Source organism: Streptomyces sp. NPDC047706 (genome assembly GCF_043204795.1).
GTDB lineage: Bacteria > Actinomycetota > Actinomycetes > Streptomycetales > Streptomycetaceae > Streptomyces.
On the sequence record NZ_JBIDCW010000009.1, the window covers coordinates 122,892 to 149,176 of the forward strand.

Below are 26,285 nucleotides of genomic sequence, written 5' to 3' on the forward strand. Positions count from 1 at the left end.
CCGTGAGCAATCCCCCCGAGCCCGAGCCCTCAGGCTTCCCGCGCTTCCCGGACGGCTTCCTCTTCGGCGCCGCCACCGCCGGCTACCAGATCGAGGGTGCCCACGACGAGGACGGCCGAGGCCCGTCCATCTGGGACACCTTCAGCCGCGAACCCGGCCGCGTGGCGGGAGGCGCCACCGGTGATGTGGCATGCGACCACTACCACCGCTACCGCGAGGACGTCGCCCTCCTGCGCGAGCTGGGAGTGGACAGCTACCGCTTCTCCCTGGCCTGGCCACGTGTCCAGCCCACCGGCTCGGGCCCGGTCAACACGGCGGGACTGGACTTCTACGACCGGCTCGTCGACGAACTGCTCGCCGCCGGGATATCGCCGGCCGCCACGCTCTACCACTGGGACCTGCCGCAGGCACTGGAGGACCGGGGCGGCTGGCGGGTGCGCGGGACCGCGGAGCGTTTCGCCGAGTACGCGGCGATCGCGGCGGAGCGGCTCGGTGACCGGGTGGACCGCTGGATCACCCTCAACGAACCGTTCTGCAGCGCCTTCGTCGGCTACGCGGCCGGCGGCCACGCCCCGGGTGCCCGCGAGGGTCACGGCGCGCTCGCCGCCGCCCACCATCTGCTCGTCGGGCACGGACTCGCCGTACGCGCGCTGCGCGCCGCGGGTGCCAGGGAGGTCGGGATCACCCTCAACCCCGACCGGCTGCTCCCGGCCACGGAGTCGCCGGCCGACCTGGCCGCCGTACGCCGGGCCGGGACGCTGCACAACGACGTGTTCCTCGAGCCGCTGTTCGCGGGGCGCTACCCCCGGCACGAGGCAGAGACCTGGGGCGAGCTCCTCCAGTCCGGCGAGCCGTTCCGGCGCGAGGGCGACCTCGGCCTCATCGGCGCTCCGCTCGACTTCGTCGGCGTCAACTACTACCGGCCGATCACCGTCGCCGACGCCCCGTACGAGAACCCCGACCCGGCCTCGCGCACGGCCGTCGACATCCGGGCGAGGGAGAGCTGGCGCGCCGACGTGCGGCACACCACCATGGGCTGGCCCGTCGTCCCGCACACCTTCACGGACCTGCTGGTCGACCTGGCGGGGCGCTATCCCACGCTGCCGCCGGTGCTGATCACCGAGAACGGCTCGGCGGAGGCCGACAGCGTCGACGCCGGGGGCCGTGTCCGCGACTACGACCGGATCGAGTACCTGCGCGGCCACCTGGAGGCTCTGGCGGCCGCCATGCGGGCGGGCGTGGACGTGCGCGGCTACTACGTGTGGTCGCTGCTGGACAACTTCGAGTGGGCCCGCGGCTACGACCAGCGCTTCGGCATCGTCCGTGTCGACTACGACACGCAACAGCGCATCCCCAAGGACAGCTACCACTGGTTCCGGCAGCTGATCGCCGCCCACCGCGGCGCGCGGACCGGCGGTACCGAGATCCCCATGGCGAGGAACACCCGATGAAGTTCACCGACGGCTACTGGCTGATGCGTGACGGCGTTCACGCCTCGTACGCGGCGGAGGTCGCCGACGTCCAGGTCGCCGACGACCGGTTCACGCTCCACGCGCCCGTGCGTCATGTGTCCGACCGTGGCCACACCCTCAACAGCCCACTGCTGACCGTGGAATGCTGGTCGCCGGCCGAGGGCGTGATCGGTGTCCGCTCCACCCACCACGCGGGCGCCGCCGAGCGCGGACCGGACTTCGCGCTGCACATGCAGGCCGGCCACGCGGCCGAGGTCACCCGGGACGGCGCACTGCTGGAGCTGAGGACCGGTGATCTGTCCCTGCGGGTGGACACCTCGGCCCCCTGGCGCCTCGACTTCACCGCTGACGGCAGGATCCTGACGTCCGCCGAGGCCCGCGGCACCGGCTTCGCGGTCACCGGTGACGGCGCCCACCACTCGCTGGCCCAGCTCTCACTCGGCGTCGGTGAGCTGGTGTACGGGCTCGGCGAACGCTTCACGCCGTTCGTCAAGAACGGCCAGACCGTCGACATCTGGCAGGCCGACGGCGGTACGGCGAGCGAACAGGCCTACAAGAACGTTCCGTTCCACATGACCAACCGGGGCTACGGGGTCTTCGTCAACCACCCGGGCAGGGTCAGCTACGAGATCGGGTCCGAGGCCGTGGGGCGGGTGCAGTTCAGCGTGGAGGACCAGTCGCTGGAGTACTTCGTCGTCCACGGCCCGACGCCGAAGGAGATCCTCGACCGCTACACGGCGCTGACCGGACGTCCGGCACTGCCGCCCGCGTGGTCGTTCGGCCTGTGGCTGTCGACGTCGTTCACGACCTCGTACGACGAGGAGACGGTGAACCGGTTCGTGCGTGGCATGGCCGAACGCGACATCCCGCTCGGCGTCTTCCACTTCGACTGCTTCTGGATGCGCGAGTACCAGTGGTGCGACTTCGTCTGGGACCCGGACGTCTTCCCGGACCCGGAGGGCATGCTGCGGCGCCTGAAGGACGAGCACGATCTGCGCGTCTCCGTGTGGATCAACCCCTACATCGCGCAGAAGTCCCCGCTGTTCGCGGAGGCCAAGCGCCTCGGTCATCTGGTGCGCAAGGCCAACGGCGACGTGTGGCAGTGGGACCTGTGGCAGGCGGGCATGGCCCTGGTGGACTTCACCGATCCGGACGCCCGGCAGTGGTACGCCGGCAAGCTGCGGGTGCTGGTCGCGCAGGGCGTGGACTGCTTCAAGACCGACTTCGGCGAGCGCATACCCACCGACGTGGTCTGGCACGACGGCTCCGACCCGGAACGCATGCACAACTACTACACGCAGTTGTACAACCAGACCGTCTTCGACGTGCTGACCGAGGCCAGGGGCGCGGGCGAGGCCGTGCTCTTCGCCCGCTCGGCGACGGCCGGAGGCCAGCAGTTCCCGGTGCACTGGGGCGGCGACTGCGAGTCCCACTTCGGCGCGATGGCCGAGTCCCTGCGCGGTGGACTCTCACTGGGCATGTCCGGTTTCGGCTTCTGGAGCCATGACATCGGCGGCTTCGAGGGCACGCCCACGCCCGAGGTGTTCAAGCGGTGGGTGCAGTTCGGGCTGCTGTCGTCGCACAGCCGGCTGCACGGCAGCAAGTCGTACCGGGTGCCGTGGGACTACGACGACGAGGCGGTCGCCGTCACGCGCGACTTCACGCGGCTGAAGCACCGGCTGATGCCGTACCTGTTCCGCGCGGCCCGGCAGGCCGCCGAGCACGGCACTCCCCTGATGCGCGCCATGGTGCTGGAGTTCCCGGACGACCCCGCCTGCCAGTCGCTGGACCGGCAGTACATGCTGGGCGACGATCTGCTCGTGGCGCCCGTCTTCTCGGCGGACGGCGAGGTCGAGTACTACGTGCCGGCGGGCACCTGGACACATGTGCTGTCGGGCGACCAGGTCCAGGGGCCCGGGTGGCGACGCGAGCGGTACGGCTTCGACAGCCTGCCGCTTCTCGCCCGCCCCGGGTCGGTGATCCCGTTCGGCGCGAGCGACGACTCGGCCGTCTACGACTGGGCGGACGGGGTGACGCTGCGTGTCCACGCGCCGGCCGACGGAGTGACGACGGTCACCACGATCCCGGCCCCGGACGGCGCGGCGGACTCCGTGTTCCGCACCCGCCGGGACGGTGACGTGGTGGCCGTCGAGGCGGAGGGCGTACCGGGGGCATGGCGGGTACTGCTGGTGGGCGCGGCGGCGGAGACCGACGCGGGGTCGGCCTCGCCGGCCGTTGTGACGGACCTCGGCACGCTCGTCGGCGTCCCGGCCGGTACGACCGAGGTCGCGGCCCGACTTACGGGGAGGTCCGCCGCATGAGGCCGGTGCGGTGACGGCCGGCGGGGGCGAGGGCGGATCGGTTCGCCGGGCAGGGACAGGCCTTGCCCGGCCCGCCCTCGGCCACGGCCTCCGTCCGGGCCTCGCCCCCTGTCTCCGCCTTCAGCGCCTGGACGGTCCCGTGCGGTCGAGCTCCAAGATCGTGCAGAAACTGGAGTCCGGTTCCGGGGAGTCGGCCGGCAAGGCCCGTCACCGCCACCGGTGGCAGGGCTGACCCTCCCCCTGTGGGCCGGTCCGCGACTCCCGCTCGCGGTCCGGGGGTGATCGAGGGTCGAGAGGAGCACACGCTGTCACACGGGCGACACATGCCCGGTCATAGTGGCGACAGGCGACCCGCCGCGTGCCGCCGCACCACCGGCTGAGCGGCGCGCTGCCCCTGACTCCTCAGAGAGGCCGACTCATGTCACTCATGTCCGGACGCGCCGTTTCGGTCAGTGAAGGCCCACGTCTCGCCCGCTCCATGGCGATCGGTCCGCACACCCTGACGGCGGACGAGTCCGAGCCGCTGGGTGCGGACACGGGGCCCACGCCCGTGGAAGTGCTCCTCGGCGCGCTCGGGTCCTGCACCTCCATGGCGGTCCGCGCCTCGGCGAACCGCCGTGGCTGGCCACTCGACCGCGTCGACGTCGACGTGCGGTTCGACGCTCAAGGGCAGATCGTCAGACGCATCACGCTCGCCGGCGACCTGGACGCCACGCAGACGGAGAGGCTGCTGGCGGCGGCCGGACGTTGTCCGGTGCATCGCCTGCTGACCGGGGACGTCTCGGTGATCACCGTGCCGGTGGTGACGGCGACGCCCACCGGCTCCGGGGAGGGGACGGCGCCGGAGCCGGGATGACCTCTTCAGCGACGGCTCGCCGCCGGCACCACGGCAGAGGCCCGGCGGAAGCACGACGGCCCGCTCCTCGTCGTGGGCGGCGAGGAGCGGGAGGGCCCCCGCATCCGGCCGCCGCTGTCCGGGCGCCCATCAGCATCGCGTCGTCTCCCGCGGGGTGAGGAGGCGGAGCGGCGATTCATCTCCTTCTGCATGTCGGGGAACCGTGTGCTTGCGGGTATGAACGTCAATGTGTGGGACGTGGTCGACTCGATCCGTGCCCTGGTCCTGTCCGGAGCCGATGTCGACGAGGCCCGCCTCTGCGACCCGGGTGTCCCCCCGGACACTCTCGTCACTTGACGGCGTTCCGCCCCGGCCGCCGCGCCGGAAGCACGCTCGTCTGTCACAGATACCTCGGTCGTCCGGTCGTAGTCGATGACCAACAAGCCGATCGGAGCAATCGTGTCTCTCACCGAACAACGACTTTCCACCATGGTGCTGGTGATCGGCACCGGAGGCGCCGGCCTGCGGGCGGCGATCGAGCTGGCCGAGGCCGGTGTCGACGTACTCGCCGTCGGCAAGCGCCCCAAGGAGGACGCGCACACCGCCCTCGCCGCCGGAGGAATCAACGCGGCCCTCGCCACGATGGACCCCGGCGACAGCTGGCAGCAGCATGCCGCGGACACCCTCAAGGAGAGCTACCTGCTCGCCGATCCCCACACCGTCGAGATCGTGACGCAGGGCGCCGCCCGCGGTATCGACGACCTGGAGCGGTACGGCATGGCCTTCGCCAGGGAGGAGGACGGCCGTATCTCGCAGCGGTTCTTCGGCGCGCACAAGTTCCGCCGCACCGCCTTCGCCGGCGACTACACCGGTCTGGAGATCCAGCGCACGCTCGTGGGGCGGGCCGGGCAGCTCGGCGTCCCCGTTCTCGACAGCGTCTACATCACCCGGCTCCTGGTGCACGACGGGGCGGTCTTCGGGGCCTACGGGTTCGACCTGACGAACGGCAAGCGGTACCTCATCCACGCCGACGCGGTGATCCTCGCGGCCGGCGGCCACACCCGCATCTGGCGGCGCACCTCCTCCCGGCGCGACGAGAACACCGGTGACTCGTTCAGGCTGGCGGTCGAGGCCGGGGCCCGCCTGCGCGACCCGGAGCTCGTCCAGTTCCACCCCTCCGGGATCATCGAGCCCGAGAACGCGGCCGGCACGCTGGTCAGCGAAGCGGCGCGCGGCGAGGGCGGCATCCTGCGCAACGCGCTCGGCGAGCGGTACATGAGCCGCTACGACCCCGAGCGCATGGAGCTCTCCACCCGTGACCGCGTGGCCCTCGCGTCCTACACGGAGATCAAGGAAGGCCGCGGCACCCCCAACGGCGGAGTATGGCTCGACGTCTCCCACCTCCCCCGGCAGACGATCATGAATCGGCTTCCCCGGGTCTACCAGACGCTTCTCGACCTGCAGATGCTGGACATCACCCGAAACCCGATCGAGGTCGCACCTACGGCCCACTACTCGATGGGCGGTGTCTGGGTCCGCCCCGAGGACCACAGCACCGACGTACGCGGGCTGTACGCCATCGGTGAGGCGTCGAGCGGACTGCACGGAGCCAACCGCCTCGGCGGCAACAGCCTGATCGAGCTGCTGGTCTTCGGCCGCATCACGGCGCAGGCCGCCGCCGCCTACTCGGAGTCACTGACGGCGCAGCCGCGCTCGGCAGCCGCCGTGGCCGCGGCCCGCGCGGAGGTCGACGGCCTGCTCGCAGCCGACGGGCAGGAGAACGTCCGGGCCTTGCAGCGTGCCATCCGCAACACCATGACCGAGCACGCCGGCGTCGTACGCGACGAGGAGGGGCTGCGCGCCGGTCTGGCGGAGCTGAGCGCGATCGAAAAGCGGATGGATGACATCGGCGTCCATCCCGACATCGCCGGCTACCAGGATCTCGCGCACGCCTTCGACCTCAAGGCCGCGGCATTGGCCGCGCGGGCGACGCTCGAGGCGGCGCTCGAACGCCGCGAGACACGCGGCTGCCACAACCGCAGTGACTACCCGGACATGGATCCCGCACTGCAGGTCAATCTCGTGTGGTCCCCTGCCACGGGGGTCACCCGCGAACCCATTGCCTCGATCCCGGAGGACATCTCGTCCCTGATGCAGGAGGTCTCGACCGAAGGCAAGCTCGCCGAATAGCGCGCGGGACGGCCACCCCTGTCACAGATGCGATCGACGTCTTGTCTTCTCTCGGACAGAGCACAGACGCAGCGCCACGTGCCTGGCCCATGTGCACGCACCCACAAGGATTTCGAGGTAGATCGCATGAAGGTTGTGGTGATCGGCGGGACCGGTCTCATCGGCTCGCAGGTGGTCGAGAAGCTCAAGGAACTCGGTCACGAGGCGGTGCCCGCCTCGCCCAACACGGGCGTCAACACACTCACGGGTGAAGGCCTGGCGGACGTCCTGAAGGGCGCCTCGGTCGTGGTCGATGTGTCGAACTCCCCCTCGTTCGCGCCCGACGCGGTCATGGAGTTCTTCCGCACCTCCACCACCAACCTGCTCTCGGCCGAGGCGGCGGCCGGTGTGACCCACCATGTCGCCCTCTCCGTCGTGGGCACCGAACGGCTCGAGAAGAACGGCTACTTCCGCGCCAAGCTGGCGCAGGAGCACCTCATCAAGGCGTCGGGGGTCGCGTACTCCATCGTCCACGCGACGCAGTTCTTCGAGTTCGCGAAGGCCATAGCGGACTCGATGACCGAGGGCGACACCGTGCGTGCCCCCGCCGCGAAGATCCGGCCCATCTACTCCGGCGACGTGGCCGACGCGGTCGCCCGCACGGCCGTCGACACGCCTGTAGACGGCATGGTGGAGATCGCCGGCCCTGACACGTTCGACTTCAAGGAGTTCGTCGACATGGGCCTCGCTCCCGGCAACGACACGCGCACCGTGGTGTCGGACCCGCACGGGCAGTACTTCGGGTCCGAGTTGGAGGAGAACGACCTCCTTCCCGGTCCCGACGCACAGATCGCCGGGACCCGGTTCACCGACTGGCTCGCGCGGCAGCAGTAGTAGTAGCACCCACCTTGCGGGTGGCCTCTGTACGTCAGGGGCCACCCGCACTTCGGCCAGATGGCCCGATGCGGCACCCATCGCACCAGGAAAGCGGACAACCATGCGCCAGAAGAGCGGGCAGACCACCCTTCTCGGGAGCGGCCCGGGCAGGACTCTGGCCGGGGTGTACATCATTGACCCGGTTCACAGCACCTTCGGCTTCTCCGTCCGGCAGGCCCTGGTGTCGCATGTGCACGGGAAGTTCGAATCCTTCGAGGGATTCCTCGAGTTCGACGCGGCCCGGCCCAGCCGGTCCGGGGCCCTGGTGAGTGTCCGGACCGACAGCCTGGACACGGGCATGCGCGAGCGCGACGCGTACCTCACGGGGCCCGCCATCTTCGACTCCTCGGCCTTTCCCCTGATGACCTTTCGTTCCACCGGGCTGGCGCCGGTGGATGACGACGCGTTCCGCATGTCGGGCAACCTCAAGATCAAGGATGTCGAACTGCCGCTCGCCATGGACGTCGAGTTCGGCGGGGTGACCAGGGACAGCCGCGGGCGGCACCGCGTCGGGTTCGAGGGCACGGCCACTGTGCAGCGCTCGGACTGGGGACTCACCTGGGCCGGTGGGCCGGGCACAGGCGGTGTTCCGGTCAGCGACTTGGTGAAGCTGACGCTCGGCATCTCGGCCGTGCGGGTCGGTCAAGGGGCCGCGCAGTGATACCACCGTTTCGCGAGAACCCCGTCGCCTACGCGGCCACGGTCGAGGCACTGACCAGCAAGGCCGCCGAACTCGAGACGCGTGTCAACGAGATTCACCGAGCACTTGTGGAGATCAACGAGCAGATGCAGTCCGTGTCCGACGCGCTGCACAGCCTGGCTCGCTCAGCGGTCACCTCCCCTGCCGCTGAGGGTGAACCCCGGTGACGCACGCCGCCCCTGAACGCGGCGGGTCCTGGCACGCCTCGCCGTGACCGGCGGCCCGCAGAACATGTGACACCGGCCCGGACGGACCACGGCGCCTTCCCGCCCGGCGCGATGTCACAGGGACCGTGTCCATCCGGTCACTCGTATACACGAAACGTGGCACGAGATCCTGCCGACGACGCTCCAGGCCCTCCGAGGCTCTCCTGATTCCGATCCAGGTCGGTGGCGGCGGTTGCTGCGGCGCGTGACGCCGTGCGAAAGAGGGAGGCTGCCATATGAACCATCCCGACGACGCGGTGCCGATCGTGGAGTTGCTAGACGAGCGACGGCATCTGCTGGACATGGCACATCGCATGCTGGGCGACAGCAGCGAGGCCGAGAGCGTCATCGATGAGACCTACCGGCGCTGGTACGGGCTGTCCGGTCCGGCGCGAGCGGCCATCGCGGAGCCCGGTGCCTGGCTGGCCGCGGTCGCCGGCGGCATCTGCATCTCACGGCTGGCCCGGCCCATCTGGGGCACGGGCATGGCAGTCGGGCCGCCGGCCCACGGGGCGCGAGCGGACCCGCACGAGGAGCTCGGCAGAGAGGTCGGTTCGGTGCTGCGCGGTGCCCTGCACTCCCTGTCTCGGGCCGAGCGGACGGCGTTCATGCTCAACGAGGTGATCGAACGGACGGCGCGCGCCGTGGACGACATCATGGGGCAGCCGGAACGCCCTGAGCAGGCCCACCCCGCAGCCGGCGGGCCTCCGGTCCGCCGTGCGCAGTCCTCAGCGGCACGGGAAGAGGACGCGATGGCCCATGCCTTCCGGCGGGCGTGGGCCACGGAGGACGAGGCTCTCCTGGCTTACCTGCTGACGGCCGATGCCACGGCGTCCTTCGACGGCGGCGGCAAAGTCAGGGCCTTGGTCACGCCGGTGCACGGCGCCCGGCAGATCGCCCGCAGCCTGATGATGCTGCTGCCCCCCGACCCTCGCACCAGCCTGCAGACCCGGAAAGTCAACGGACGGACCGGCCTCGTGGTGTACTTCGGCCGCAAGGTCGCTGCTGTCATCAGCCTGGACATCGCCGGTCGCAGGGTGCGGCGGATCTGGGTCGTCCTCAATCCGGACAAGCTCCGCAGCTGGAACGACCATGTCTGACGTGGCTGCCAGCGTGTGACAGTGTTCGGGAGGGAAACGGGTCTGCCGCTTCGGAGGGCCGGGGCCCGGCCGCTGGATTCGCCACCTCGGCGGGGCCCGGACCACCTGCGTCAGCGGCCCCTCCTGCGCAGCCGGCGCCGGACCTGCTGACGGTGTCCGGCGTCAGCAAATCCTCCAGCGAAGCGACATCTCCCGTTTGCGCCGCGCACACGAAGGCGTCCAGGAGCCGTCGGTGATCGCCCTTGTCTAGGTCGGTCTTCTGCCAGCGCAGCCATACGTCCTGTACGACGTCTTCCGCCTCGGCCGCGCTTCCCAGCACCCGGTACGCGATACCGAAGAGGCGCGGACGGCGCCGCACGAAGACAGAAACGGCCTCCTCCAGGGAGTTCTCCGCGGACGTTCTGAGGTGCATTCGCCCTGCTGTCTCCGTTCCTCCGGGAAATCCGTGCCGTCGGGTGACGCGTTCACACGGCCCCGGCGTCATGGCCCGCTCGCACAGGGAGTTCCTGGCAGGGTTCGGCCGTGGGCAGCCACTACGGATCCGTGGCATCGACATCTGTGACCGAGAAGGCGCACATTGTGTGACAACGTCTTGTGCCTCGTCGGTGTCAGACCTGTGGTGCGGTTGCTCCCGACGCGGCGCGACGTTCACGTGCGCATGACATGAACCGTCTGTATTCAGAGGTTCTCCTTTGCCTATGATGAAGGCGCCCACGTCGGTGCTCGGCCGAACCGCGCCGAAGACAAGTGGTCAGGGACGCGACACATTGGGTCGGGAATGAGAGGAACACATGGTCTCCGGCACCCACGCTGCGCAATCCGTCGAGGTCACCGCTGAAAGCCTGCACAAGGACCTGGCACGCCTGGAACTGCAGAAGCAGGCGCTGGAGCGGGAACTGGCCGCGGTCGTAGCCCATCTCGGCTCCGTCCAGCGCGCGCTCAACGCCATCGACACCCTGATGCGCAGCCCGGCCGCGAAGCCGGGGGCCGAGGCACCCTCCGCCGGCCCGGCGCCGAAAGCCAGGACGGGGAACGAGCAAGCCGGGAACAGGCAGGACGCCGAAGCGACCGCCCGCCCGGATGCGTCCGCCGACGCGGACGGGCACCGGAAGTACGGTCAGCTCACCGAGCAGATCCTGGAGTACTTCGCCACGGCCGGCCAGGCGGATGTGCGGGCGCGCGACGTGGCCGCGGCTCTGGGCCGCGACACCGACAGCGGGAGCATCAACGCAGTCCGCAGCACCCTGGATCGTCTGGTCGGCAATTCCCGGATCCGCCGGACCGGCCGGGGTCTCTACCGCGCCAAGCGCACCTAGCACCGCGGGGCACAAGATGTGACACTGTACCGCCGAGTGACCGGATGCCACCCTGCGACAGTGTCATCGTGCTCGGGCGAAGGGGCGTCGCCGGTGTGCCCGCCGTCCTGCCCGTCGAGATGATCCTCCCGCCAGGCCTGTCCTGCGGATCGAGCATAACTCGCACGCGGGAGCGCAGGCGGCCGGGTGGTCCCACCGTGTGGAACGTCTCGTCAAGGAAGGAATCGGGCACGCTTTCGCACACGGCGTTGCTGCAATTTGTCACACCGTGTTCATTCGATGGGCCGGGTTCCTCGCCGCCACAGGCCGTGACACCTGCGAGCGCCGAGGTGATCCCGCTGTGGCGCGCTACTGCTGACGCTGCAGCCAGTCCTCGTAGCGAGTCGAGGCCAGCTCCGCCCCCTCAGGTGCTGTCAGCACGTCCCCGCTGACCACGGCGAACATACCCGCCTCCTCGTCCGTGACGACCTGCCGGCCGTTCGAACGCGCCGCCAGTGTGATCCGGCCCAGCTCGTCAAGGGCGTAGACCTGCGGGCCCGCGACATTGCGGATCCCCCGCAACGGCGCTTCCGACGCGGCCTTCGTGACCGCCGCGGCCACGTCGGCGGCTGCCATCGGCTGTACGGGAGTGGAGGGCAGGTGAACGGAGTCGCCCTCGGTCGTCCAGGACATGATCGCCTCGACGAACTCGTAGAACTGGGTGGCCCGGACGATCGTGAACGGTGTGGGACCTTCCCGCAGGAGGTTCTCCTGGAGGGATTTCGCCCGGTAGTACGCGAGCTGCGGCACCTGGTCCACGCCGACGATCGAGGCGATCACATGGTGGCGGACACCGGCCGCGTCGGCCGCCCTCACCACGTTGTTCATCGCAGTCTCGAAGAACTCGATGGAGGAGTCGTCGAACGCCGGGGAGTTGATCAGGTTGACCACCACATCGGCGCCCTGCAGTGCCTCCTCCAGGCCCTTCCCGGCGATCACGTCGACTCCCGTGGAGAGCGAGGCGGACACCACCTCGTGGCCGGCCGCTCTCAGTCGTTCCCCCACCTGCGAGCCGACCCGGCCGCTCCCCCCCAGAACGGTGACCTTCATGACGCACCCTCTCGCCGAGTTGCGAAGACGCCCGACCGATAGAGCCGTGCGCTTCACACGCCTGGTTACTTTGTACAGAAAAATCGTAATCTGTCCAGGTATGTTCCACCGCGCGACGGCACCGGACGCGGGCTGCAGGTCGCGCAATGACGAACGACCATGCCGGACGGGGCACACGTCACGATGATGTGTGAGCCCGGCAAACGTGCTCGTCCTCGACGAGGAGGAACTGGTGCAGCGGAAGGACCGGCGGGCCCCACGACCCCAGGAGTGAGTACGCCTATTGCGCGGCCGGCTGGACCGCACCGAGGCCGGGACACGGCTGCTGGAGGAGAAGTCCGGGAAGCGGTACCGGGCCCTTGCCGAACCGCACCGCGCCGTGGACGCGCCGGCCATGAGCACGTACGAACGCGCCGAGGAGGCGGACCGCAGGTTTGCCGCTGAGCCGGGCGAGGCGACGGTGGACCGGCTCACCGACAACCAGGAGGTGCGGCGGGTCGGCACGGCGACTGCGGGCCGCTCCCCTGACGGGCGCCGCGAACCGAGCACAGCAATGGCCGGGCGTCCCGCCGAAGGGGGGCGCCTGCTCTGCGGGCACGCCCGGCTCCGGCGTGCCCGTTCGCGGTACCTCGCGTGTCTGCAACCGCGAGCGGCGTTCAGGCACTCATGATCCATGCGTGCCCGCTGCCGGCCACTCGCGGGCGCCGGGGATCGAGCACCGCGCCGAACCCGTCCAGGAAGAAGTCGAGGAGTCACCGTGCCCCTGTCGCCGCACCGACGTCTTGCCGTGAGCGTCACCGTGATCGCCGCACTCGCCGGGGGGTTCGCTCCCCTCACCGGTGCGTCGGCCGCTCCCGTCGCGCCCAGCGCCGTCCCCGCCGCCGACGGCGCACCCGCCACGCACGTCCCCGACATGGACGGGGTGGCCGCCGCTCTCAACGCCGCGATGGCCAAGGGCGCACCGGGCGCGATGGCGCGTTACACCGCGCCGGACGGCGTCAGGAGCCGTGCCGTCGGAGTCCGTGACAGAGTCTCGGGGGCACCGATGGACATCGACGCGCGGTTCCGGACCGGCAGCGTCAGCAAGACGTTCTCCACCGTCGTGCTGCTGCAGCTGGCCGACGAGGGCAGGGTGGAGCTGGACCGTCCGGTCGGTCATTACCTGCCGGGGCTGCTGCCCGACGAGCGCGTCACGGTCCGTCATCTGCTCGCCCATCGCAGCGGCCTGGCCGACTACACCGAGGCCATGTTCGCCCAGACCGTGCCCGGCTTCGAGGCCGTGCGGAACCGGGTGTTCGGCTACCGCGAGCTCGTCGGCCTCTCCCTCACCGAGCCGCCCACCACCGAGCCCGGCGCCGCGTACAAGTACTCGAACACCAACTTCGTGGTCGTCGGCATGCTCATCGAGAGGCTGACGGGCCGTCCGGTGGCCGACGCCTACCAGCGCCGCATCATCAAGCCGCTGGGGCTGCGTCACACCTCGTACGTGCATCCCGACACGCACATCGAGGGACTGCGCGTACGTGGCTACCTGCACCCGGACGAGGCCGGCGCGCCGCTCGTGGACTCCACCGAGCAGACCGTGTCATGGGCGCAGTCCGCCGGGGCGGTCATCTCCAGTGCCGCCGACCTCAACACCTTCACCGGCGCGCTGATGCGCGGCCGGCTGCTGTCCCCGGCCATGCGGGAGGCCATGACGACCGTGACGCCGACGGACACGACCAGCACCCGCTTCTACGGGCTCGGTCTGCGCCGTTACGACCTCTCCTGCGGCACGCCGGTGTACGGCCACACGGGCACGGTACAGGGCTACTACACGTACGCCTTCTCCACCCGTGACGGCCGCCGCAGCCTGTCCGCCATGGCGAACACCTCCAACCGAGGCGAGGCCAACACAGCGCTCGGTGACACGCTGGAGGCCGCGTTCTGCGGGACACGGCCGACGCCGGTGGCGTCCGCCCGCACCGCCACCACGGCCACGCGCGGCGCGGTGTCGCTGCCCGCCGAGCGTGACCTTCCCGAGCGGCGCTGACCCGCCGCTCGTGGAGCGCACGTCAGCGGGGTGGTGACGGAGCATTTCCCGCACCACCCCGGCCCGGCGGCACGGCTGCGGGCCGGCCTCGGCGCGGCACCCGCCGCCAGCGGCGGCACGGTCCGAGGTGGTCTTCCGGTCGTGCCTCAATGACCCGGGGAATCGGGGGCACCCGCCTGCCATGGCCACACAGGGAGGGGAAAGCCCGTGCTGATGCTCGCCATCCTGCTGCTGCCCGGACTCAGCCTGCTGCTGATCGCCATGAGCCGTATCGAGGACAAGCTCCACGAGGTCTCCCGCCCCGCCCGGCACGCCCGGCGGGGCCATCTGAGGCTCCTCCGTGGTGGCGCGGCGGCCGCTACCCGCGCGAGCGAGGCTGATCAGCGGTCCGCGGCACGCGGCACCGCCGCCTGACCCGCGCCCCGGGAGGCGTACCCGCGGTCACGCCTGCTCGTCGCGCAGGGTCACGTGTTCTCCGACGTCGCCGGCGACGGCTGCGGACAGCAGCGCCGGCAAAGGCCGGGGAAGCGGGCGTCGAGGGTCTCGCGTCGCAGCGTCACGTAGCACCGGGTGCCTTCCTGGCGGGTCTGCGTGACACCGGCCTCGCGCAGCACCTTGAGATGGTGGCTGAGGGTGGATTTGGCGACGGGGCGCACACCTGGCCCCATCCCCGTTCCGCGCCATCGGACAGGACCCGCACGATCCCGAGCCGGGTCGGATCGCTCAGCGCGCCCAGCAGGCGCGGCAAGGTGATCTCGCTGTCGGGGGGTGACGAGTGGTCCGGCATGCAACGAGATTACCGTCGTCCGGTTCCGGTCGAACGCCCGTCCAGGCGAGGGCACTTTGCGGTGCCGGTGACGTGGGACACACGCCGTGGTGTCACAGCAGGCGGGGCTGTCCGGTCAGGAGTGCGTAACTGCAACCCGACCAGGAGATGGCCATGGATCCGCGTCTGAACTTCTTCGGCAACGCCTTCGCGGGCAAGGTGCTCAAGCACATCAACTCTGCGAGCAAGGTGGTGTCGGAGTCCGGCCTGCCGCACGCCACGCAGGAGCTGGTGAAGATCCGCGCCAGCCAGATCAACGGCTGCGGCTTCTGCACCGACATGCACACCAAGGACGCCACCGCCGCCGGCGAGACCCAGCAGCGGCTGAACTTGGTGGCCGCATGGCGGGAGGCCACCGTCTTCACCGACGCCGAGCGCGCCGCGCTGGAACTGGCCGAGCAGGGCACCCGGCTCGCCGACGCAGCCGGCGGGGTCACCGACGAGGCATGGCAGAACGCCGCCAAGTACTACGACGAGGAGCAGCTCGTCGCGCTCATCTCGCTGATCGCGCTCATCAACGCCTACAACCGCATCAACGTCATCAACCAGCAGCCGGCCGGCGCCTACAAGCCGGGCCAGTTCGGCTGATTTCACGCGCCGCGTCCGGCTCGCCCGGACGCGGACCGTCCGTCTCCGCGCCGCCCCGGCCTCCGGCGCGGAGACGGCTCGCAACGCCTCGGCCCCCGGCGCCCACCTTCTCTTTGTTCGATATCCACCAAACATCGAACAAGAGGGAGGGATGTCCAGCTCCCCGAGCCGGCCCTGCGCAGGCCGTGTCGCCGTCGTCACCGGGGCGGGATCAGGAATCGGCCGGGCGACGGCGGTCGCCCTGGCCGAGGCGGGCGCCCACGTCCTCGGCGTCGGGCGCCGCAAGGAGGCCCTGGAGGAGACGGCCAGGGCACACGCCGGCATCGCGAGCCTGCCCCTGGACATCTGCGAGGAGGGCGCCGTGGACCGCTGGGGCCGGCTCGACGTGCCCGTGAACAACGCCGGCGCCACGGCCTTGATGCCCCTGGCGGAGACCGACCGGTCCGTCATCGCCAAGCTGTTCGAGCCGAACGTGACGGCACCGAGCCTCCTCGCTCACGCGGCCTTGCCGCATCTGCGGGAGGTCTCCGGCTCCATCGTCAACGTCTCCAGCACCTACGGTCACCGGCCCCTGGCCGGAGGAGCGCACTACGCGGCCACGAAGAGCGCCCTCGAACAGCTCACACGAAGCTGGGCACTCGAGCTCGCCCGCGACGGGGTGCGGGTGAACGCCATCGCGCCCGGCCCCACCGAGACCGGCGTGCTGGCCGCGGCGGGCCTGACCGGCGAGGCGATCGACGAGGTGCGGTCCTACGAGCGGGAGCGCATCCCGACGGGCCGTCTCGGTGCCCCCCGGGACGTCGCAGACCGGATACTGCGACTGGCCGACCCTCAGGGAACCCACCTCACCGGGCAGGTGCTCACGATCGACGGCGGGCTCGAACTCTCCTGACCTGACGGCGGTTGCGACCCGCCGCCCCGAGCCCCTGCGCCCCGAGTACGGCCCCGGAAGCGGCTGCCTGCAGTCGCGGGCGATACCGTATCGAATGAGAAGGTCACTGGTAGTGTGCCTGTATGGCCGCCGACGCTGCTGACAAGCCCACCGCCTCGCGTGCCACCGGCCGTCACGGTGACACGTCGCCTTTCGCCCTCGGTCTGCTGCTGCGCCGGGCCCACTGGCGCGCGGCGGCGATGGCGGCGGAGGCGCTCCGGCCGCTCGGCGTCGAGCTGCGTCACTTCGCCGTGCTGATCGTGCTGATGGACCGCGGGCCCACCGTGCAGCGGGACCTGGCCACCGCCACGGGGATGGACAAGGCGGGCATCATGCGGGTCGTGGACGACCTGGAACGCGGGGGGCTCGCCGAACGCAAGGCCGTTCCGGGGGACCGGCGGGCGCGGGCGGTGGAGATCACGCCCGCGGGCATCGAACTTTTCGACGCGGCACATGTGTCGGCGGAGCCGCTGGCCGGGCGGCTCGTCGCCGAACTGGGTCCCGGTGAGCCCGAGAAGCTGATGGATCTGCTGACCCGCGTCGCCTACCCCGCGGACGAACACCCCTGAGCACGCTCGCGCGACAGGCGGGGCACGGCAGGCGGCCTCCCCGGCGTCGCGCTCGCCCTGAGGTGCCGTAGCAGCGGCGATCGAGGGTGCGCGACGAGGGTCTGCGGAATGCCCTGCACCGACCGGCAGACCGCGCGTCGGCCCGGTGGGCCACCGGGCCGGGACCCATGAGTGTCATGCACGCGACGAGGTGTCGGCCCGCTCCATGGCGCGCCCGGCGGGGCCGCGAAGCCCGGGGTGCGGGCGCCCGGAGCGATTGCAGCACGGGACCGGCGGCGATGTCGCGGCAGAGCACCGCGCCTTCCGGGTGCTGCCCCTCCCGGACATCGGCGCCCCCGACGGTGGAGGTCGGACCGCTGCACGGCAGAGATCGTTACACACGAGATCGTCTTGAATGATACTATCGCAAGTGCAACGAGCCTTGGCTCCTGAGCAAATGGGAGGTGGACGATGTTGGATGTCTACGAGGCGGTCACGAGCCGGCGGGCGACACGGTGCTTCACCGGCCAGCACGTCCCGAGGGAGGTGCTGGAACGCGTACTGTCCGCCGCGTCCTGGGCGCCCTCCGCGTCGAACCTCCAGCCGTGGCACACCTACGTGCTGACGGGCGAGCCGCTGGCCGAGCTCAAGAAGCGCACCGGCCGGCGCCTGGCCGCGGAAGAGCCCTGGGACGAACCGGAGTACCCGCAGTACCCGCCCGAGCTCAAGTCCCCGTACTGCGAGCGCCGAGCCGCCTTCGGTGCGCAGCGCTACGGCGCACTCGGCATCGCACGCGGGGACCTGGAGGCCCGTCAGCGTGCCGCCGCGGCGAACTGGGACTGCTTCGGCGCACCCGCCGCCCTGTTCTGCTACGTGGACAGCGACATGGGTCCGGCTCAGTGGTCCGACATCGGCATGTACCTGCAGACGGTCATGCTGCTGCTCCGCGCCGAAGGACTGCACAGCTGCCCGCAGATGGCGTGGGCGAAGTACCACCGGACCGTCGCGGAGGTCCTGGCACCCGCGGACGAGCTCATCCTCTTCTGCGGCATGTCGATCGGCTACGCGGACGCCAGGGTGAAGCACCCCCGTACGGGCCGGGCACCACTCGGCGAAACGGTCACGTTCGTCGACTCGGTGGCCGCCCCGCCCCGGCCGCGCGCGCCGCAGAGGGCGGCGGCGACCGGCTCCTCCTCGCGGTGGCGGCCTCACCGCCAGGGAGGCACGCGTGCGGAGGGCACCAGGCACCCCGCACCTCGCTCGCGGGGAGTACGGGGTGTCGTCGCACGCCTCAGCGACGGCTTCACCAGGCGCGCGGGGCGGTTCGCCTCCCAGATCGGGTTGCCGCCCTGAGCCGGTCGCGGCACCGGTCCGACTGCTTGCCTTGGTGAGAAAGGTTGATCATGACGAATGCCTGTGGCCGGAGTCCGGTCTCATGGGCACGCCGGAGATTCAGCGGGGGCGGCTCGACGAGAGGTCGTGACCACGCGAAGCGCCGGACCCCGACGGGCGCCGTGCGGACGCCTTCCGTGCCGGGCCCTCGGCCCGGGGGGCCGAGGCCGCCCGGTCTGCGCGCCCTTCCCCGCCCGGTGGCCGTGGTGGTGAACGCGGGCGGTGTGCTCGGGGCGGCGCATGTCGGCGTGGGGTACGCGCCGGAGGAACGCGGATTCACCCCGGACATGATCGTCGGGACTTCCGTGGGCGCCCTCACCGGGGCCATCGTGGCCGCCCACCCCTCCGGGGCCGTGCCCAGGCCGGACGGCGTGTGGACCCGGTTGCGTCGCCGTGAGGTGTATCCGCTCGGCTACCTGCCCTCCCGGGCCAGCGTCACCGGTCGCGGGCTGCGCCGGCTCATCGCCCGTTCCGGACTGCCGTCCCGGATCGAGGACCTGCCCGTCCCGTTCACCGCCGTGGCCATGGATCTGGCCACCGACGCGCCGGCGCTGCTCGACCACGGGGACCTGGAGTCCGCACTGCTGGCCGGCGCGGCCGTGCCGGGGATGCTGCCCCCGGTGCATCGCGAGGGCAGAACGCTCGTCGACGGCGGCCTGATCGCCCACGTCCCCGTGCTGGCGGCCCTGCGGGCCGGGGCGGCCAGCGTCGTGGTGCTGTCGACCGGGCCGGGGAGCTCGCTGTCGCGGCGGGCCGTACCGCACCGCCGGGCCGGCACGATCGCCGCCGGGGCCTCGATGCTGGCGCTGCATCGCCAGATCGAACGCGATTCCGACTCCGTGTCCCGGCACGTGCCGACCGTCGTCCTGCCGACCGGTATCGAGACCTGGCCCGCCCCGTGGGACTTCGGCCATCCCCAGCGGATGATCAGCACCGCGCACCGCTCGGCGGGACGTTTCCTCGACGGGCTGCGCGTCAGCGGGCCCGGCCTGTACCGGCTGGAGGACCCTTCGGCCGGCAATCCCGGAGCGGGCGGGGCATCGACTTCTTCCCTGTCGCGGAGCGCTCTGTGAGTACCATCGCCTTCCTCAACATCGCCATGCACGGGCACGTCAACCCGACGCTGCCGCTGGTGGCCGAGCTCGTGCGGCGCGGTCATTCCGTCACGTACCACACCCTCCCCGCGTTCCGTGAGGAGATCGCGGCGGCGGGCGCGCAGGTCTGCCTCTACCCCGGCGACGACCAGCCGCTCCCCGATCCGCCGACACCGCTCACCCTGATCGAGCAACTGACGGGCGCCACCGGCCGCCTGCTGCCCGTGGTGCTGAACGACCTGCGACGCATAGAACCCCACCTGATCGTCCATGACAGCACGTGTCCGTGGGGAGCGGTCGCGGCCCGCGAACTCGGGGTGCCGGCGGCATCGTCGTTCACCACGTTCGCGTACAGCCGGCGGGTGCCCAGCCCCACCCGCGTCTCGCCCCACCTGCTGGCCGCGGCTGCGGCACGGCCACGCAGCTTGCGCAACCACCTGCGCTCCCGCCTGTGGCTTCACCGGCACTTCGACACGAGGGGGCTGCCATGGTTCGACATGGGGAACATCCGCCAGCCGCTCAATCTCGTCTACACCGCACGGGCCCTCCAGCCCTACGCCGCGGACTTCGACCAGAGCTACCGGTTCGTCGGTCCGAGCATCGGCGGCCGCCCGGCGGATCCGTCGTTCCCGGCCGACCGGCTGCGTGACCCTGTGCTGTACGCGTCCCTGGGGACCGTGTTCAACGCCGCTCCGCGGCTGCTGCGGAGTTTCGCCACCGCGCTCGCGCCTCTGGGCGGCACCGTCGTCGTCTCCACCGGGCAGACCGATCCCGCCGCGCTGGGCCCGTTGCCGGCCAACGTGCTCGCCCGCCGATTCGTCCCGCAGCCCGAGGTGCTCGACCGTGCGGCGCTGTTCATCACCCATGGCGGTATGAACAGCGTCAACGAGGCCCTGCACGCCGGGGTTCCCATGCTGGTGGTGCCCCAGGGGGCGGACCAGCCCATGGTGGCCCGCCGTGTCGTGGAGCTCGGCGCCGGACTGTCGATCCGTACCCAGGACGTCACCGAAGGTTCCGTACGTGCCCTGGCCCGGCGACTGCTGCACGACCGCCGGTTCCGGGCGTTCGCCGGGGCCCTGCAGGTCGCGCAGCGCGAGGCCGGTGGGCATCGGCGCGCAGCGGACGAAGTCGAGCGGTACCTGCGCGCGGCCCGGCCGTCCGGTCGGCGGGCTCCCGGCGGACAGGCGCGGCGAGGCTGAGAGATGTCACTTGCCGTCGTTCTGCTGCTGCTGCTCGCCGGGGTGTCGGAGGCCGCCGGGCGCGTCCTGCCTCTGGTGGTGCGCCGACCTGGCATGCCACGGGGCCTGGTGGCCTCGGTGCTGCTGGCCGGTGGCCTCGTCGAAGGTGCCGTGTTCGGGCTGTGGCCGCTGACCGCGTGGACCCTGGCCGAGTTCGTGGTGTCCTCTCCACCGCCCGGCGACGGGCTGGTGTGGACACCCGGCCTCGTGGCTCCCCTGGTGCTCGCCGCCGTCCTCGCGTTCCCCTGGCTCGGCCCAGGTCTCCACCTGCTGCTCTTCGTGGGTGTCGGGGCGGGCCTGGCCGATCCTCTCGCCACGGCCTCCGGGCTGGGCTGGTGGAGCGCCGTCGGCTGCGTGGCCCTTGCCGGGGCCGGGCTCGGTGCCGCCGTGGAGGCCGTTCGCCGACTGGTCGTCAGCCTCAGCGCCGCCGACGCACGGGAGGCGATCGCATGAGCGGATTCCTGCTCTGGGCGTTCGCCATCGGGCCGGCCCTGCTCGCCGAAGCACTGCTGGCCCGCTACGAGGTGCTGGCCTACGGCGCCGGCTGGCGGGCCCCCGCCAGCGTGCTCCCCAAGGGCGTGCCCTACGCCCGGGGCGCGGAGCCCGGCGCTCCCCCGGGTGCCTACCTGGTCTACCTCGACGGCATCGGCAAGCGGCGCGTCCGCGACAGCCGGGACGGCGGCCAGCTGGTCAAGGCCCTGCTCGCCGGAGCACCGGAGCTACGGGTGCTGAGCCAGGTGCTGCCCTACTCCCCACTGGCCGATCCGCTCGCCGACCGGCCGGTGTGGGCGTGGCTGCGCCGCCGCGTCGGCCTGCTGCTGTTCCTGCACAACGTGATGCAGATCTTCGTCGCCGCGGACCGCCGGTACCGGCCCCTGTACAACCGGGCCGTCGGCTCCCAGATCGCCACGCAGCTCCGCCTCGCCGGCTACCGGCCGGACAGCGGTATCCCCGTGGTACTGCTCAGCTACAGCGGCGGCGCGCAGGTCGCCGGAGGGGCTGTCGACGAACTGCACGCACAGTTGCGCTCCCCGCTCGTACTGATCACGCTCGGCGGGTTCCACAACGGGGCCAACGATCTCTCCCGTGCCGAGCACCTCCATCGGCTGACCAGTGGGAGCGACCGGATCGAGCGGATCGGCACCTGGATCTTCCCGCAGCGCTGGCCGCTGTTGCGCGCCAGCGCCTGGAACCGGGCCCGCCGCTCCGGCAAGATCACCGTCCACCGGCTCGACCCGGCCACGCACGTCGGGCCGCTCAGTTACATCAGCCCGGCGGCGCGCCTGCCCGACGGCCGCAGCCACCTCGCCCGCACGGCCGACACCGTGATCACGCTCGTCCGGGCCCACTACAGGCCGGGGGCGGGGACGGACGGGCCCAGCTGCACCCGGCCGTCACGTTGATGACACGCAGCCGTCGTTGGTTGATCAAGGAGGGACCTCCGGGCGGAGTACCGAGGCCGCCGGCCCCGAAGGTGTGTCGAGGGCGGACGCCGTGCATGAGCGGGCGCGGGGCGACGACGGTCTGCCCGGATCCGCCGGGGTCTGCTGACGGATCCGGGCTCACGTCACCGGCCGGTACGTGGACGGGCAGTCGCGAGTTCGTGCACCGCGGTGAGCCAGTGCCGGCCGAGGCCGTCGATGCCGGTGAGGCCGTCATCGTGCACGACCGTCAGCCGGGCGTTGTCGTGGTAGGTCGTCAGGGCGGTGTAGCAGCGAAGTCCGCCGGCCAGGGCGATGAACATGGCGGCGTGGGTCGCCCGTCGGCCTTGGTGGGTGAGCTCGGGCCCGGCCTCCATGGTGGACGCCAGGGCCGGGACCGCCTCGGCGTCGGCCAGGCGCAGCGCCGCCCGCATCCCGACTGCCGCGGGCAGGCCGCCGAGCATGAGACGCGCGGCGTGGCGGTGGTGGCTGCGCCTGAGAGGTTCGGTCTGTGCGATGACGTGCTCGAGCGCCCTGCGCGGATCGCTCTGCGCACAGGGCAAGGTCACCCGGGCCGTCACCAGCGCGTTGCCGACCGCCAGTTCCTGGCCCGGGGCTCGCACCGACAGCGGCATGGAGATGGGCATCGGGGGGTGCGCCCGGCCGCCGTCCTGCGCGTGCCAGCGCCGGACGGCCTGCGAAAGGGCGGCCAGATAGACGTCGTTGACGGTGCCGCCATGGATCCGGCGCGCCGTGCGGAGGCGCTCGAGGGCGATGTCGGCGTGGAACATGCTCTGCGTCGCGGCGGGCCGTGCCGCGAAGGCCGCAGGCACGTGGGGGGAACGCAGCGCCCGGAGCGCCTGTCCCGTCACCGACGCGAAGCCGCGCAGACCGGGGGCGATCCGAGGGTGCATCCGTGGCTGCCAGCCGGGCCGGTCGTCCAGGAGCGCACGGGTGATGCCGACGGCGGCGGCCCCGTCCCTGAGCGCGTGGTCGGACCGGAAGCACAGGGAGTAGCCCTTCGCCCTGGGGATCAGCCACAGGTCCCACGGCGGCCGGCCGGTCGCAGGCAGGGCGCTGATCATCATGCGGTCGGCTGCCCGGCCGTCTCCCTCCGGGCTCGTGTCCTGGCCTTGCGGAAGGCCGAGTTGGTGTACGTGGTCGTCCACCGCCAGTTCTCGGACGGCCGTGAGTCCCCTGCCGTCCCCGTCGACCTCGTAGTGCAGGGAGGCGATGTCCGGGGCGCGCTCGGCGACCCGGGCCCGCACGCTGGTCAGCGTCGGTGCGGGGCCGTCGAAGTCCAGCATGATGCCCATGGTCAGAGGACCGGCGGCGACCGACCGGAAGGCACGGTCAACCGCCCCCAGCCTCCTGGGCGGAGGAGACGAGGCAGTGGAGTGGGGGCGCATGGCGGACCTCTCGGAGCGGGGGTGGCGCATCATCGTGCGAACAGCCTGTCAAGCATTTCCGTCGAACGGGCGGAGCATGCGGCCGTGGGGCCGAGCGGCACGCGTGGCCGCGCCGACTGGGCATCGCCGCCGGCGGGGGTCGGCGAAGACGGTGGCGTCAGCCGTGCCCGCCGTCCAGGAGTGTCCGCGCAGACGGCCCCGTCCGCCCCAGATGCGAGGCCGCCGACGATCGCGGATGCCGCCTGCCGCATCGAGCCCGGGCATCCGGTGGACTGAGCCGGCGGACCGTCAGCACGGTTTGCGCCAGGTCCCCAGCTCCGGCTTCTTGAGCATCGACGACAGCCGCATCTTCCGGGCCGCCGTGCAGAATCGGTCCGTGGGCTCCGCGTACTCCACGTGGAAGACCGCCTTGCCCGCCGCGATGAAGGGTGCGAGGCGCGCGCATTCGCCGTACTGGGCGCACTCCTCGTTGACCGCGAAGTCGAAGTCGTCCAGCAGTTGCGGGATCTGGGCCAGGTCGTTCTTGAGTCCCACGGACAGACCGCGCTCGTGGGCGATGCGGGCGATCATGCGGTTGTAGCGGAGCTGGTCGTTCGCCGTCAGGGGGAAGCCGGTGTCGTTCGCGTAGCCTTCCACCAGGTCCGGTTCCACCGCGTCGAAGCCCTTGTCGCGGCACATGTCGAACCGGCGTTCCATCAGTGGCCGCAGGACCTCGACCTGGCGGATGTCCAGCCAGCGTTCGCCGCGCCAGCCGTTGGGCCTGCCCAGGACGGAACGGGGAAAGGCCTTCTCGTCGGGGCGAAAGTCCTCCCAGGCGCCGACGTTGATGTAACAGATCACCTTGCGGCCGTCCCGGTGCAGACGGGCGACGTCGGCGGCGCTGTTCTCGAATCCGTCGATGTCGTAGACGGGCACGTCGACGGACGGGTCGGCCCTGCCGTCGAGCTGCCACTGCCAGGCCAGTCCGGGACGGGGGCGCCACAGCGCTCCGGACGTCCGGTCGGGTTCCCCGGAGCACGCGGCGAGCGCGGCGAGGAGCAACGCGGGGCTCAGGAACGCCGATACGAGCCGCCTCATCGGTCCGCCTCGGCCAGTGCGGGGGTCAGCCCCGACCAGGGGTTGGGCGGCTCCCCCGTCACCGGCCCGCACACCGCGGCGCCCCGCTGCAGCGCGGTGCGGACCGCGAGCGGAACGAGTGGTGCGGGCACGCCGTAGACGAGGTGGCAGAACCGCTCGGGCGGCTGCCGTTCGGTCCACGACGGGCGGCTGAACGCCGACACGTACGTGGACCAGTGACCCTCGAAGGTGACGGTCAGGTCGGCGAGGGCCACGTAGCCGGGCGCGGGGTGGACGCCCGGGTTGAGGACCACCGTCGAGACGCCGAGCCTGCGCAGCGAGCGGACGAGACGGCGGCAGGCAGGCAGCCCTTCCGGCCCCGCGGTCGTCCGGTCGAGGAAGCAGCCGTCCGCGGCGTACCACTCCAGGTGCCGGCGCATGTCGGCGACGACCTGCGCCCGGTCCCGGGCGCCGTAGTCCGTGTCGACGTAGCCGAGCAGCCGGGCCCCGGCCGCGCGCAGTGCCTCGGCGGCGGCGAGGAACGCCGGATCCGGCACGTCGCCCGGCCCGTTCGCCGGGTTGAGCACGACCGCGTAGGTGCGGGCGGCGCGGGTGATCAGGTGGTGCCATGCGGCCGGGTCCTCGGCCGGATGGACGTAGAGCGGAATCAGCAGGCTCACGGCGCCGGTACCCCTTCGGGGCCGGCGGGCCGTGGGCCCGCCGCCGCCCACAGGGCGGCCAGTGAGGCGTCGAGACCGTGGGACGGCCGCCAGCCGAGCGCGGCGTGGGCGGCGGTGATGTCGGAGCACTGCCACGACACCTGGGCGGACCGCGCGGCCCCGCCGCCACCGGCCTCGACGACGCGGCCCCGGAAGCCCGCCACCACCGCCAGCCTCCGCACCAGTTCGCGCACCGGGATCGCCTCGCCGCCCCCGACGTTGAGCAGCGGTGGGAGTGGTCCCACGGCGGTGGCCGCCAACTGCGCGGCCCGTGCCACGTCGCGTACGTCCACGAAGTCGCGGTGCGCCGACAGGTCTCCGAGCCGCAGCGTCGCGTCCGGATCGCTGCCGGCGCCGGCCAGCAGTGCCGCCACCCGGCCGGGCAGCCCGGTGGGCGGGGCTCCCGGGCCCACCGGGTTCCCCACCCTCAGCACCACCGCGTCCAGGCCGGACGCGGTCACCGCCACCGTGCCCGCCAGCTTGGTCGCGCCGTATTGCCCGGCCGGGCCGGCCGGGTCCGACTCCGTCACCCGCACGCCGGGGGTGCCGGGGCCGTACTCGGCGGCCGAGCCGAGGTGGACCAGGCGGGCCGCGGGCGCAGCCTCGCGCAGGGCCGCGCACAGCAGGGCGGGGCCGCGCGCGTTCACCTCCGCGAGGGTGAGGGGGTCCGCGCCGGTCGCGCCCGCGCAGTTGACGACGGCGTCGGGCGCCGCCGACGCCAGTTCCCTGGCCAGGGCCTGCGGGCGGTCGGTGGCGAGGTTAACGGTGACGTCGGCGCCGGGTGAGCGGCCGCCGAGGAGCAGCCGCGTGCCGGGCAGGGCCCGCAGCCGGCCGGCGACATGGCCGCCCAGGTATCCGGTGGCGCCGAGGACGAGGATGCGCATCGG

26 protein-coding genes and 2 pseudogenes are annotated in these 26,285 nt (G+C 71.6%); 21 read left to right on the forward strand and 7 right to left on the reverse strand.

What is annotated here, in order from left to right; genetic code table 11:
- Nucleotides 1-2: 2 nt before the first annotated feature.
- The 9 genes from ACGF8A_RS13375 to ACGF8A_RS13415 all read left to right on the forward strand — a co-directional run bounded on the left by ACGF8A_RS13375 (nucleotide 3) and on the right by ACGF8A_RS13415 (nucleotide 9,739).
- Nucleotides 3-1,451 carry a GH1 family beta-glucosidase gene (locus tag ACGF8A_RS13375; protein WP_393107422.1) on the forward strand — a complete coding sequence of 483 codons (1,449 nt, stop codon included), beginning with the start codon at nucleotides 3-5 and terminating at the stop codon, nucleotides 1,449-1,451.
- A complete protein-coding gene (yicI, locus tag ACGF8A_RS13380) occupies nucleotides 1,448-3,793 on the forward strand; it encodes an alpha-xylosidase (protein WP_393107424.1) in 2,346 nt (781 codons plus the stop codon). Before ACGF8A_RS13375 ends, yicI begins: the two co-directional genes overlap by 4 nt.
- Nucleotides 3,794-4,220: 427 nt before the next feature.
- Entirely contained in the window at nucleotides 4,221-4,649 is a 429-nt protein-coding gene (locus ACGF8A_RS13385) for an OsmC family protein (RefSeq protein WP_393107426.1), read from the forward strand.
- Nucleotides 4,650-4,721: 72 nt separating this feature from the next.
- On the forward strand, nucleotides 4,722-4,985 hold the full coding sequence (locus ACGF8A_RS13390; RefSeq protein ID WP_393107428.1) for an oxidoreductase C-terminal domain-containing protein: 264 nt from the start codon (nucleotides 4,722-4,724) through the stop codon (nucleotides 4,983-4,985).
- 132 nt (nucleotides 4,986-5,117) lie between these two features.
- Entirely contained in the window at nucleotides 5,118-6,818 is a 1,701-nt protein-coding gene (locus tag ACGF8A_RS13395; protein ID WP_393107662.1) for an L-aspartate oxidase, read from the forward strand.
- Nucleotides 6,819-6,944: 126 nt separating this feature from the next.
- Nucleotides 6,945-7,691 (forward strand): SDR family oxidoreductase, encoded by a 747-nt coding sequence (locus tag ACGF8A_RS13400; protein ID WP_393107430.1) that lies wholly within the window; start codon nucleotides 6,945-6,947, stop codon nucleotides 7,689-7,691.
- Nucleotides 7,692-7,794: 103 nt separating this feature from the next.
- Nucleotides 7,795-8,394 (forward strand): YceI family protein, encoded by a 600-nt coding sequence (locus ACGF8A_RS13405; protein ID WP_393107432.1) that lies wholly within the window; start codon nucleotides 7,795-7,797, stop codon nucleotides 8,392-8,394.
- Complete coding sequence (locus tag ACGF8A_RS13410) at nucleotides 8,391-8,600, forward strand: hypothetical protein (RefSeq protein ID WP_393107434.1); 210 nt, start codon at nucleotides 8,391-8,393, stop codon at nucleotides 8,598-8,600. Before ACGF8A_RS13405 ends, ACGF8A_RS13410 begins: the two co-directional genes overlap by 4 nt.
- 275 nt (nucleotides 8,601-8,875) lie before the next feature.
- Complete coding sequence (locus tag ACGF8A_RS13415) at nucleotides 8,876-9,739, forward strand: RNA polymerase subunit sigma (protein ID WP_393107436.1); 864 nt, start codon at nucleotides 8,876-8,878, stop codon at nucleotides 9,737-9,739.
- Nucleotides 9,740-9,989: 250 nt separating this feature from the next.
- Here ACGF8A_RS13415 and ACGF8A_RS13420 read toward each other — a convergent pair.
- Nucleotides 9,990-10,151, reverse strand: a pseudogene (locus ACGF8A_RS13420) (sigma factor); the annotation flags it as partial.
- A gap of 379 nt (nucleotides 10,152-10,530) precedes the next feature.
- On the opposite strand from ACGF8A_RS13420, the gene ACGF8A_RS13425 reads away from it, so the two are divergent.
- Nucleotides 10,531-11,055, forward strand: coding sequence for a hypothetical protein (locus tag ACGF8A_RS13425; protein WP_393107438.1), 525 nt, complete (start codon nucleotides 10,531-10,533; stop codon nucleotides 11,053-11,055).
- Nucleotides 11,056-11,403: 348 nt separating this feature from the next.
- Here ACGF8A_RS13425 and ACGF8A_RS13430 read toward each other — a convergent pair whose 3' ends face one another.
- Entirely contained in the window at nucleotides 11,404-12,144 is a 741-nt protein-coding gene (locus tag ACGF8A_RS13430) for an SDR family oxidoreductase (protein WP_393107440.1), read from the reverse strand.
- Between the two features lie 283 nt (nucleotides 12,145-12,427).
- Here ACGF8A_RS13430 and ACGF8A_RS13435 point away from each other — a divergent pair, with 283 nt between their 5' ends.
- The 3 genes from ACGF8A_RS13435 (at nucleotide 12,428) to ACGF8A_RS13445 (ending at nucleotide 14,590) form a co-directional block, all read left to right on the forward strand.
- Nucleotides 12,428-12,814, forward strand: coding sequence for a hypothetical protein (locus ACGF8A_RS13435; protein ID WP_393107442.1), 387 nt, complete (start codon nucleotides 12,428-12,430; stop codon nucleotides 12,812-12,814).
- A gap of 87 nt (nucleotides 12,815-12,901) precedes the next feature.
- Nucleotides 12,902-14,176: a serine hydrolase domain-containing protein gene (locus ACGF8A_RS13440; protein WP_393107444.1), complete on the forward strand. Its 1,275-nt coding sequence runs from the start codon at nucleotides 12,902-12,904 to the stop codon at nucleotides 14,174-14,176.
- A gap of 207 nt (nucleotides 14,177-14,383) precedes the next feature.
- Nucleotides 14,384-14,590 carry a hypothetical protein gene (locus tag ACGF8A_RS13445; RefSeq protein WP_393107446.1) on the forward strand — a complete coding sequence of 69 codons (207 nt, stop codon included), beginning with the start codon at nucleotides 14,384-14,386 and terminating at the stop codon, nucleotides 14,588-14,590.
- A gap of 50 nt (nucleotides 14,591-14,640) precedes the next feature.
- Here the strand turns inward: ACGF8A_RS13445 and ACGF8A_RS13450 are convergent, their stop codons facing one another.
- Nucleotides 14,641-14,844, reverse strand: coding sequence for an ArsR/SmtB family transcription factor (locus ACGF8A_RS13450; RefSeq protein ID WP_393107448.1), 204 nt, complete (start codon nucleotides 14,842-14,844; stop codon nucleotides 14,641-14,643).
- Nucleotides 14,845-15,116: 272 nt separating this feature from the next.
- Here ACGF8A_RS13450 and ACGF8A_RS13455 point away from each other — a divergent pair, with 272 nt between their 5' ends.
- The 8 genes and pseudogenes from ACGF8A_RS13455 to ACGF8A_RS13490 all read left to right on the forward strand — a co-directional run bounded on the left by ACGF8A_RS13455 (nucleotide 15,117) and on the right by ACGF8A_RS13490 (nucleotide 22,196).
- Entirely contained in the window at nucleotides 15,117-15,590 is a 474-nt protein-coding gene (locus ACGF8A_RS13455; RefSeq protein ID WP_393107449.1) for a carboxymuconolactone decarboxylase family protein, read from the forward strand.
- Between the two features lie 151 nt (nucleotides 15,591-15,741).
- Nucleotides 15,742-16,482, forward strand: a complete 741-nt coding sequence (locus tag ACGF8A_RS13460; protein ID WP_393107451.1) for an SDR family NAD(P)-dependent oxidoreductase — start codon at nucleotides 15,742-15,744, stop codon at nucleotides 16,480-16,482.
- Nucleotides 16,483-16,604: 122 nt separating this feature from the next.
- A complete protein-coding gene (locus ACGF8A_RS13465) occupies nucleotides 16,605-17,090 on the forward strand; it encodes a MarR family winged helix-turn-helix transcriptional regulator (RefSeq protein WP_393107453.1) in 486 nt (161 codons plus the stop codon).
- Nucleotides 17,091-17,543: 453 nt separating this feature from the next.
- A pseudogene (locus tag ACGF8A_RS13470) lies at nucleotides 17,544-18,203 on the forward strand (nitroreductase); the annotation flags it as partial.
- A gap of 455 nt (nucleotides 18,204-18,658) precedes the next feature.
- Nucleotides 18,659-19,534 carry a patatin-like phospholipase family protein gene (locus ACGF8A_RS13475; protein WP_393107455.1) on the forward strand — a complete coding sequence of 292 codons (876 nt, stop codon included), beginning with the start codon at nucleotides 18,659-18,661 and terminating at the stop codon, nucleotides 19,532-19,534.
- Nucleotides 19,531-20,754, forward strand: coding sequence for a macrolide family glycosyltransferase (locus ACGF8A_RS13480; RefSeq protein WP_393107457.1), 1,224 nt, complete (start codon nucleotides 19,531-19,533; stop codon nucleotides 20,752-20,754). Before ACGF8A_RS13475 ends, ACGF8A_RS13480 begins: the two co-directional genes overlap by 4 nt.
- Nucleotides 20,755-20,757: 3 nt before the next feature.
- On the forward strand, nucleotides 20,758-21,246 hold the full coding sequence (locus tag ACGF8A_RS13485) for a hypothetical protein (protein WP_393107459.1): 489 nt from the start codon (nucleotides 20,758-20,760) through the stop codon (nucleotides 21,244-21,246).
- Complete coding sequence (locus ACGF8A_RS13490) at nucleotides 21,243-22,196, forward strand: hypothetical protein (RefSeq protein WP_393107461.1); 954 nt, start codon at nucleotides 21,243-21,245, stop codon at nucleotides 22,194-22,196. Before ACGF8A_RS13485 ends, ACGF8A_RS13490 begins: the two co-directional genes overlap by 4 nt.
- A gap of 164 nt (nucleotides 22,197-22,360) precedes the next feature.
- Here the strand turns inward: ACGF8A_RS13490 and ACGF8A_RS13495 are convergent, their stop codons facing one another.
- The 4 genes from ACGF8A_RS13495 to ACGF8A_RS13510 form a co-directional block, all read right to left on the reverse strand.
- Nucleotides 22,361-23,521: a condensation protein gene (locus ACGF8A_RS13495; RefSeq protein ID WP_393107463.1), complete on the reverse strand. Its 1,161-nt coding sequence runs from the start codon at nucleotides 23,519-23,521 to the stop codon at nucleotides 22,361-22,363.
- Nucleotides 23,522-23,911: 390 nt separating this feature from the next.
- Nucleotides 23,912-24,700, reverse strand: coding sequence for an endo alpha-1,4 polygalactosaminidase (locus ACGF8A_RS13500; RefSeq protein WP_393107465.1), 789 nt, complete (start codon nucleotides 24,698-24,700; stop codon nucleotides 23,912-23,914).
- On the reverse strand, nucleotides 24,697-25,359 hold the full coding sequence (locus tag ACGF8A_RS13505; protein ID WP_393107467.1) for a spherulation-specific family 4 protein: 663 nt from the start codon (nucleotides 25,357-25,359) through the stop codon (nucleotides 24,697-24,699). The genes ACGF8A_RS13500 and ACGF8A_RS13505 overlap by 4 nt, the downstream gene beginning before the upstream one ends.
- Nucleotides 25,356-26,282 carry an NAD-dependent epimerase/dehydratase family protein gene (locus ACGF8A_RS13510; RefSeq protein WP_393107469.1) on the reverse strand — a complete coding sequence of 309 codons (927 nt, stop codon included), beginning with the start codon at nucleotides 26,280-26,282 and terminating at the stop codon, nucleotides 25,356-25,358. The genes ACGF8A_RS13505 and ACGF8A_RS13510 overlap by 4 nt, the downstream gene beginning before the upstream one ends.
- Nucleotides 26,283-26,285: the final 3 nt, after the last annotated feature.

Excerpts from the sequence above, each read along its gene's own strand:
- yicI (WP_393107424.1), top strand. The coding sequence starts at position 1,448 with ATGAAGTTCACCGACGGCTACTGGCTGATGCGTGACGGCGTTCACGCC.
- ACGF8A_RS13385 (WP_393107426.1), top strand. The coding sequence starts at position 4,221 with ATGTCCGGACGCGCCGTTTCGGTCAGTGAAGGCCCACGTCTCGCCCGC.
- ACGF8A_RS13395 (WP_393107662.1), top strand. The coding sequence starts at position 5,118 with ATGGTGCTGGTGATCGGCACCGGAGGCGCCGGCCTGCGGGCGGCGATC.
- ACGF8A_RS13400 (WP_393107430.1), top strand. The coding sequence starts at position 6,945 with ATGAAGGTTGTGGTGATCGGCGGGACCGGTCTCATCGGCTCGCAGGTG.
- ACGF8A_RS13405 (WP_393107432.1), top strand. The coding sequence starts at position 7,795 with ATGCGCCAGAAGAGCGGGCAGACCACCCTTCTCGGGAGCGGCCCGGGC.
- ACGF8A_RS13415 (WP_393107436.1), top strand. The coding sequence starts at position 8,876 with ATGAACCATCCCGACGACGCGGTGCCGATCGTGGAGTTGCTAGACGAG.
- ACGF8A_RS13425 (WP_393107438.1), top strand. The coding sequence starts at position 10,531 with ATGGTCTCCGGCACCCACGCTGCGCAATCCGTCGAGGTCACCGCTGAA.
- ACGF8A_RS13430 (WP_393107440.1), bottom strand. The coding sequence starts at position 12,144 with ATGAAGGTCACCGTTCTGGGGGGGAGCGGCCGGGTCGGCTCGCAGGTG.
- ACGF8A_RS13450 (WP_393107448.1), bottom strand. The coding sequence starts at position 14,844 with ATGGGGCCAGGTGTGCGCCCCGTCGCCAAATCCACCCTCAGCCACCAT.
- ACGF8A_RS13455 (WP_393107449.1), top strand. The coding sequence starts at position 15,117 with ATGGATCCGCGTCTGAACTTCTTCGGCAACGCCTTCGCGGGCAAGGTG.
- ACGF8A_RS13460 (WP_393107451.1), top strand. The coding sequence starts at position 15,742 with ATGTCCAGCTCCCCGAGCCGGCCCTGCGCAGGCCGTGTCGCCGTCGTC.
- ACGF8A_RS13465 (WP_393107453.1), top strand. The coding sequence starts at position 16,605 with ATGGCCGCCGACGCTGCTGACAAGCCCACCGCCTCGCGTGCCACCGGC.
- ACGF8A_RS13485 (WP_393107459.1), top strand. The coding sequence starts at position 20,758 with ATGTCACTTGCCGTCGTTCTGCTGCTGCTGCTCGCCGGGGTGTCGGAG.
- ACGF8A_RS13490 (WP_393107461.1), top strand. The coding sequence starts at position 21,243 with ATGAGCGGATTCCTGCTCTGGGCGTTCGCCATCGGGCCGGCCCTGCTC.
- ACGF8A_RS13495 (WP_393107463.1), bottom strand. The coding sequence starts at position 23,521 with ATGCTGGACTTCGACGGCCCCGCACCGACGCTGACCAGCGTGCGGGCC.
- ACGF8A_RS13500 (WP_393107465.1), bottom strand. The coding sequence starts at position 24,700 with ATGAGGCGGCTCGTATCGGCGTTCCTGAGCCCCGCGTTGCTCCTCGCC.
- ACGF8A_RS13510 (WP_393107469.1), bottom strand. The coding sequence starts at position 26,282 with ATGCGCATCCTCGTCCTCGGCGCCACCGGATACCTGGGCGGCCATGTC.